The following is a 6,862-nucleotide window of genomic DNA, read 5'->3' as shown; positions in this document are numbered from 1 at the left end:
CCGGCCACCCCACCACCACCGCCGACCGGTACGACCAGCGCGTCCAACGGCGTCCCCGCGCGCTCGGCGTCCTCGATCAGCTCCAGGCTCGCGGTGCCCTGCCCGGCGATCACGTCCGGATGGTCGTACGCGTCGATGACGGGGTGACCGCTCTCGTCGCTGAGCGCGTTGGCCAGCGCCACCCGCTCCTCGACGTCGGTGCCGGCGAACACCACCCGCGCCCCCGCCGCGCGTGCGCGGTCGACCTTCGTCGGTGCCGCGTCGACCGGGAGCACCACTGTCGCGGCGAGCCCGTGCTGCCGGGCGGCCATCGCCACCGCCACCGCGTGGTTGCCGGTGCTCTGCGCGATCACCCCGTTGTGGCCGGCCGCGGCGAGGCGGCCAACCGCGCGCAGTGCACCCCGCATCTTGTACGAGCCGCCGTGTTGAAGGTTCTCCGCCTTGAGCAGGACCCGAGCCCCGGCGAGTTCGTCGATCGCCGGGGACCGCAGCACTGGTGTGCGGACCACGCGGCCGGCAAGCCAGCGGCTGGCCGCCTCGACATCGGCCCGGATCTGGCCAACGGTGCGTGACATCGTCTCTCCTTCTTCGGGCACACCAGGGGCGGGATCCAGCGGTACGTGGATCCCGGGAAAGGTGGGAAGTGTCAGGTCACTGTGGGTAGCTGAACGTCGACCTGCAGGCCGCCGTGTTCGGCCGGTCTGGCCGCGATGATGCCGTCGTGCGCCTGGGTGATCGAGCGGGCGATGGCCAGGCCCAGACCGGCCCCGCCGCCCTGCGAGGTCCGATCCCGGGCGAGCCGGCGGAAGGGCTCGAACAGCCCGGCCACCGCCTCGGCCGGCACGGGCTGGCCGGTGTTCACCACGGACAGCGCGGGCACGCCACCCACCACGACGGTCAGCGAGCCGCCCGGCCGGTTGTACTTGATGCCGTTCTCCACCAGGTTGGTGATCAGGCGCTCCAGCAGCACCCGCTCGCCGACGACAACCCGGGGCGCGAGGTGGGTCTCGACGGTGACCCCGGCCTCCCGGGCGCGGTCCAGGTACCCGGCCAGCACCGCCTCGACGATCGTGTCCAACCGCTGCGGTATCCGCGAACGCAGGCCCTGATCACTCTCGCTGAGCGCGAGCAGCCCCTCGATCAGGCGTTCGTTGCGCTCGTTGGTCTCCAGCAGCTGATTGGTCAACAGCTCCAACTGCTCGCCGCTGAGCGTCCTCGCCATGCCGACCTCGATCAGCGTCCGCTGCACCGCGAGGGGCGTACGCAGCTCGTGCGAGGCGTTCGCGGCGAACCGTCGCTGTCCCTCGTACCCGGCGGAGACGCGTTCCATCATCTCGTCGATCGCGCGGGACAACCGGGCCAGCTCGTCGCGGCCCCGGGGCCGGATCCGGTGACCGAGGTTCTGCGGGCCGAGGTGCCCGATCGGCCCGGCCAGGTCGGCGACCGGGCGCAGGCACCACACCGCGGCGAACCAGAGCCCCACCAGGGCGGCCAGGGTCACGAGCAGTACCGCCGCCAGCGGCAGCAGGAACGCCCCCGGTCGCACGTTGCGGCACATCCCCGACAACCCGGGCACTGGCAGATCACAGAACTGCTGCCCCCAGACCCAGATCACCTGCGCCAGCCACTTGCCCATCGCCGGCAGCACCGGGCCGGCCAGCAACGCCAGCAGACCCACCAGCACCACCCGACGTCGGGGCGTCCAGCTCACGCCGTACCGCCGATGCGGTAGCCGGCCTTCGGAACGGTGTGGATGATCGCGGGGTCGCCGAGCTTCTTGCGCAGGGTCATCACGGTGACCCGCACGGCGTTGGTGAACGGGTCGGCGAACTCGTCCCAGGCCTGCTCCAGCAAGTCCTCGGCGCTGACCACCTGACCGTCCGCGCGCAGCAGCACGTGCAGCACCGCGAACTCCTTCGGGCTCAACGCGAGCGGGCGGCCGTCCCGGGTGGCCAGGTGCCGGCCCACGTCCAGCGCCAGGCCATCCTGGGAGAGCACCGGGGGCAGCGCCGGAGTGGAGCGTCGCCCGAGGGCCTGCACCCGGGCCACCAACTCGGCGAAGGCGAACGGCTTGGTCAGGTAGTCGTCCGCGCCGAGGCCGAGACCCTCCACCCGGTCCCGGATGCCGGCGGCCGCGGTGAGCAGCAGCACCCGGGTGCCGACCTGTGAGTCGGTGATGCTGCGGCACACCTCGTCACCGGTGTGCCCCGGCATGTCCCGGTCCAGCACCGCGACGTCGTACCGGTTCACCCCGACCCGCTCCAGCGCACCGTCACCGTCGTAGCAGACGTCAACGGCCATCGAGAGGCGGCGCAGCCCTTCGGCCACCATGTCCGCCAACAACCGCTCGTCGTCCGCCACCAGCACCCGCACGTTTCCCGCTCCCCCGATCCGGCTTGCCCGGCATACCGTCGCAGGCCCGGGTTAAGGGTTCTGTAAGCACCCGCCGCAGCCATCCTCCACGTGAGCGTCCAGTGGGCAAACCATCGCAAGCCAGCGGATGTCGGCTTCGTGCCCGGCCCACGCCAGCTGCGTCGTCCGTCCCCGACAACCACGGCGGTTGGCGCTCGGGGGTGAGCTGCGTCACGATGGGGGCCGAGGAGGTCGCCCGATGGCTGACCCGTGGCTCGCCCTGGAGTTCGGCGTCGATCCGGCGGAGCGGATCGCGCAGGTCGGCGCCGCCCACGAGGCCTTCCTGACCGCCGGCGCGGCACCGCACCGGGTGCGGGAGGTGGTCCGCCGGTCCTGGGAACGTTCGGCACGGCTCGACCCCGAGGCCACCCCGCCGATCGACCTGGCCGACGACGTCCTGGCCGGGTACCGGGCGGTCCACCCGCTGGCCCGTGTTCTACCGCTGTTTCGGGACCTGCTCGGCGGCATCGCCCAGGACGGCGCGCACCTGATGGCGGTCTGCGACGCGCACGGGCGGCTGCTCTGGGTCGAGGGGCATCCGGGTGTGCTGCGGCACGCCGAGCGGATGAACTTCGTGCCCGGTGCCCGTTGGGACGAGACGCACGCCGGCACCAACGCGCCGGGCACCGCGCTGGCCGTCGACCACAGCGTGCAGATCTTCGCCACCGAGCACTTCAGTCGCCCGGTCCAGCGGTGGACCTGCGCCGCCGCACCGATCCACGACCCCGCCACCGGGCGGCTGCTCGGCGCGATCGACATCACCGGCGGGGACCACCTGGCCAATCCGCAGAGCCTGGCGCTGGTTCGGGCCACCGCCCGGGCCGCCGAGGCACAACTTGCCGCCGACCGACCGCCGGAGCCCGGCGTAGCCACCGTGACCGCGCTCGGCCGAAACGAGGCGGAGCTGCGGTACGACGGCCGACGGATCCGCCTCGGTCGACGGCACAGCGAACTGCTGGTGCTGCTGCTTCAGCACCCCGAGGGGCGCACAGGTGTTCAGCTCGGCCTCGACCTGTACGGCGACGACCGACTGCACCCGGTCACCCTGCGCGCCGAGCTGTCCCGGTTGCGGCGGGTGCTCGGCCCGGAGTTGCTCGACTCCCGCCCGTACCGGCTACGCGGGACCGTCCGCGCCGACTTCACCACCGTCGCCGACCGGCTGGACCAGGGCGACCCGGCGGGCGCCCTCGACGCGTACCCCGGGCCGTTGCTGCCCGGCTCGGACGCGCCGGGAGTGGCGCGACTGCGCCGGCTGATCGATGGTCACCTCCGCGCGGCCGTGCTGGCCACCGCGGACCCGACGCTGCTCGCCGCCTGGACGGCGACGCCGGCCGGCACCGACGACCTGGCCGCCTGGCAGGCCCTGGCGCGGGCGCTGCCGGTGGGCGCGCCGCGTCGGCCCCTCGCCCTCGCCCGCATCGACCAGCTCGCCGGGGAGTACGACCTTCCGCGCGCAACGTGGCTGCAACGTCGCTGAAACTACCGTCGCCGTCGGCACACCCGCACAACGACGGCGGAGGTAACCATGACGCGCTACGACGCGCCCACCCACTGGCAGTCCCGTTACGACCACTTCATCGGCGGCGAGTACGTCAAGCCGCACGGCGGCGCCTATTTCGAGAACCCGACGCCGGTCACCGGGCAGACCTTCACCGAGGTCGCCCGCGGCACCGCACCCGACGTGGAGAAGGCCCTCGACGCCGCCCATGGCGCCGCTGACGCCTGGGGCCGCACCTCGGTGGCCGAACGGGCGCTGATCCTCAATCGGATCGCCGACCGGATGCAGGAGAACCTGGTGTCCCTGGCGGTGGCCGAGAGCTGGGAGAACGGCAAGCCGGTCCGGGAGACGTTGGCCGCCGACATCCCGCTCGCCATCGACCATTTCCGCTACTTCGCCGGGGCGATCCGGGCCCAGGAGGGCTCGCTCGGTGAACTCGACGACGACACCGTGGCGTACCACTTCCACGAGCCGCTCGGCGTGGTCGGGCAGATCATCCCGTGGAACTTCCCGATCCTCATGGCGACCTGGAAGCTCGCGCCCGCGCTGGCCGCCGGCAACGCCGTGGTGCTCAAACCGGCCGAGCAGACACCGGCGTCCATTCACTACTGGTTGTCGCTGGTGGCGGACCTGCTGCCACCGGGAGTGCTGAACATCGTCAACGGTTTCGGTGTGGAAGCCGGCAAACCGCTGGCGTCCTCCGCCCGGGTCGCGAAGGTGGCCTTCACCGGCGAGACCACCACCGGGCGGCTGATCATGCAGTACGCCAGTGAGAACATCAAGCCGGTCACGCTGGAACTGGGCGGCAAGAGCCCCAACATCTTCTTCGACGACGTCAGCGCCGATTCCGACGACTTCCTGGACAAGGCCCTGGAAGGCTTCACCATGTTCGCGCTCAACCAGGGTGAGGTCTGCACCTGCCCGTCGCGGGCGCTGATCCAGCAGGGCCACTACAGCGACTTCCTCGCCGCGGCCGTGGACCGCACGAAGGCGATCGTCGCCGGGCACCCCCTGGACACCGACACGATGATCGGTGCACAGGCGTCCAACGACCAGCTCGAGAAGATCCTGTCCTATCTCGACATCGGCCGGAAAGAGGGTGCCCGGGTACTGACCGGAGGGTCACGGGCCGACCTGGGCGGCGACCTGTCGGGCGGGTACTACGTCGAGCCGACCATCTTCGAGGGCGACAACTCGATGCGGATCTTCCAGGAGGAGATCTTCGGGCCGGTGGTCTCGGTGACCTCCTTCGCCGACCTCGACGACGCCGTGAAGATCGCCAACGACACCCTGTACGGGCTGGGCGCAGGCGTGTGGAGCCGGGACATCAACACCGCGTACCGGGCCGGGCGGGCCATCCAGGCCGGCCGAGTGTGGACCAACTGCTACCACGCGTACCCCGCGCACGCCGCGTTCGGCGGATACAAGCAGTCCGGCATCGGCCGGGAGAACCACAAGATGATGCTGGAGCACTACCAGCAGACCAAGAACCTGCTGGTCAGCTACTCCACCAAGAAGCTCGGCTTCTTCTGATGCCGGTCGTCTCCGTCACCCCCGCCGCGGCCGAGTTGATCCGGTCGCTGCGGGGGCGGCACGGCCCGTTGATGTTCCACCAGTCCGGCGGCTGCTGCGACGGCAGCGCCCCGATGTGTTTCCCGGCGGGCGAGTTCCGCACCGGCGCGTCCGACGTGCTGCTCGCCTCGCTCGCTGTCGACGGGGTGTCCGAGCCGGTCGAGTTCTGGATGTCGAAGTCCCAGTGGGAGTTGTGGAAACACACCACGCTGACCGTCGACGTGGTCCCCGGCCGGGGCAGCGGCTTCTCCCTGGAGGCACCCGAAGGAGTCCGCTTCCTCATCCGCTCCCACCTAGCCCCCTGAGGGGTTCGCGCCACTCCCTCCCCTCGTCGATCTTGCACTTTGTGTTGTCGGAATGTGCCTGTTGAGAGGTTTGTCGGGACAGAAAGTGCAAGATCGACGAGGGTGGGGTGGGTTAGAGGAGGGCAGCGCGGATGGTGTCCTTGATGTGTTGGGAGCGGCGGTAGAGGTCACGGTCGGTGAAATAGCGCATCCGCCATCCGGCAGCACTCAGCCAGTTGACCCGTTCCCGGTCGTGCCTGAGTCGGTCACGATCCAGGTGCGACAGTCCGTCGTACTCGATGCCGACCCGGCGTTCTCGGTAGCCCAGATCGAGCCGATACAGAGGGATGCCATAACGGTCAGCCACCCACAGTTGTGGCTCCGGCGGGGGCAGCCCTCCGTCGATGAGGATCAGCCGCAACTGGCTCTCCTGTCGGCACTCCGCCCTGCCGTCCGCCAGCCGTATGAGTTGCCGGGCTTGGCGGACACCACGCAGTGCGCTGTGGGCCGCCACCTCGACCAGCAGTTCGTCCTGGGTTACCAGGCCCGACCGCAGCGCAGCATCGAGTACCGGGAGTGCGTCGAGCCGCCGAACGGCGCGAGCCAGGTCAACTGCACAGCGAGCCGCCGGCACGCAGGGCAGACCTTCAACGAAGACCGGCTGAGCGGGTAGAACCGTCCGGTGAACAACCACTCCGGGAAGACGGGGCTTCGGCACCCCGGCGGGCAGTTGAATATGGATCAGATCGTCGCGCAACACACCGAAGCCGTGCCGACGGGCGGCACTCTGCCTAGCCAACATCGCCCCGTCGGGTAACCGGAGCATCAGTGCACGCAGTTCGTCATCGTCGCCACAGGGTTTGTTGGCGTATACCCCCCTGCGCACACGGTGCAATTCTTCGCGGTCGAGCCGAGCACGGATCCGCGCGACGGTCAGCTTTCGCATCAGCGCGTCAGTACGCCACAACTGGGTAGCCATGAGAGCAGGCTGACCACATCAGGATCCCAACGGTGTCCCACAACGACCGCCTGTGGATAACCGTCCCACCTGTGGACAGTTCCCCACCCCACCTCCCGCGATGCTAGGGCCCGACCC

7 protein-coding genes are annotated in these 6,862 nt (G+C 70.3%); 3 read left to right on the top strand and 4 right to left on the bottom strand.

Annotated elements, in window-relative coordinates:
* The 3 genes from DLJ59_RS18660 to DLJ59_RS18650 form a co-directional block, all read right to left on the bottom strand.
* Positions 1 to 575 (bottom strand): threonine ammonia-lyase (locus DLJ59_RS18660; RefSeq protein WP_244236110.1); only part of this gene is annotated, 575 nt, incomplete at its 3' end.
* 71 nt (positions 576 to 646) lie between these two features.
* Positions 647 to 1,711 carry a sensor histidine kinase gene (locus DLJ59_RS18655; protein WP_244236109.1) on the bottom strand — a complete coding sequence of 355 codons (1,065 nt, stop codon included), beginning with the start codon at positions 1,709 to 1,711 and terminating at the stop codon, positions 647 to 649.
* Entirely contained in the window at positions 1,708 to 2,373 is a 666-nt protein-coding gene (locus DLJ59_RS18650; protein WP_124773924.1) for a response regulator transcription factor, read from the bottom strand. The genes DLJ59_RS18655 and DLJ59_RS18650 overlap by 4 nt, the downstream gene beginning before the upstream one ends.
* Before the next feature lie 238 nt (positions 2,374 to 2,611).
* Between DLJ59_RS18650 and DLJ59_RS18645 the strand changes: the two genes are divergently transcribed.
* Genes DLJ59_RS18645 through DLJ59_RS18635 form a run of 3 tightly spaced genes read left to right on the top strand, consistent with a single transcriptional unit; the run spans position 2,612 to position 5,787 of the window.
* A complete protein-coding gene (locus DLJ59_RS18645) occupies positions 2,612 to 3,889 on the top strand; it encodes a GAF domain-containing protein (RefSeq protein ID WP_124773923.1) in 1,278 nt (425 codons plus the stop codon).
* 48 nt (positions 3,890 to 3,937) lie between these two features.
* On the top strand, positions 3,938 to 5,443 hold the full coding sequence (adh, locus tag DLJ59_RS18640; protein ID WP_124773922.1) for an aldehyde dehydrogenase: 1,506 nt from the start codon (positions 3,938 to 3,940) through the stop codon (positions 5,441 to 5,443).
* On the top strand, positions 5,443 to 5,787 hold the full coding sequence (locus tag DLJ59_RS18635) for a DUF779 domain-containing protein (RefSeq protein WP_425271439.1): 345 nt from the start codon (positions 5,443 to 5,445) through the stop codon (positions 5,785 to 5,787). Before adh ends, DLJ59_RS18635 begins: the two co-directional genes overlap by 1 nt.
* A gap of 112 nt (positions 5,788 to 5,899) precedes the next feature.
* On the opposite strand, the gene DLJ59_RS18630 is transcribed toward DLJ59_RS18635, so the two are convergent.
* Positions 5,900 to 6,745: a DUF559 domain-containing protein gene (locus DLJ59_RS18630; protein WP_124773921.1), complete on the bottom strand. Its 846-nt coding sequence runs from the start codon at positions 6,743 to 6,745 to the stop codon at positions 5,900 to 5,902.
* Positions 6,746 to 6,862: the final 117 nt, after the last annotated feature.

Source organism: Micromonospora inaquosa, assembly GCF_003857055.1.
GTDB classification, from domain to species: domain Bacteria; phylum Actinomycetota; class Actinomycetes; order Mycobacteriales; family Micromonosporaceae; genus Micromonospora; species Micromonospora inaquosa.
This window is presented reverse-complemented; position numbering and strand designations above follow the sequence as displayed.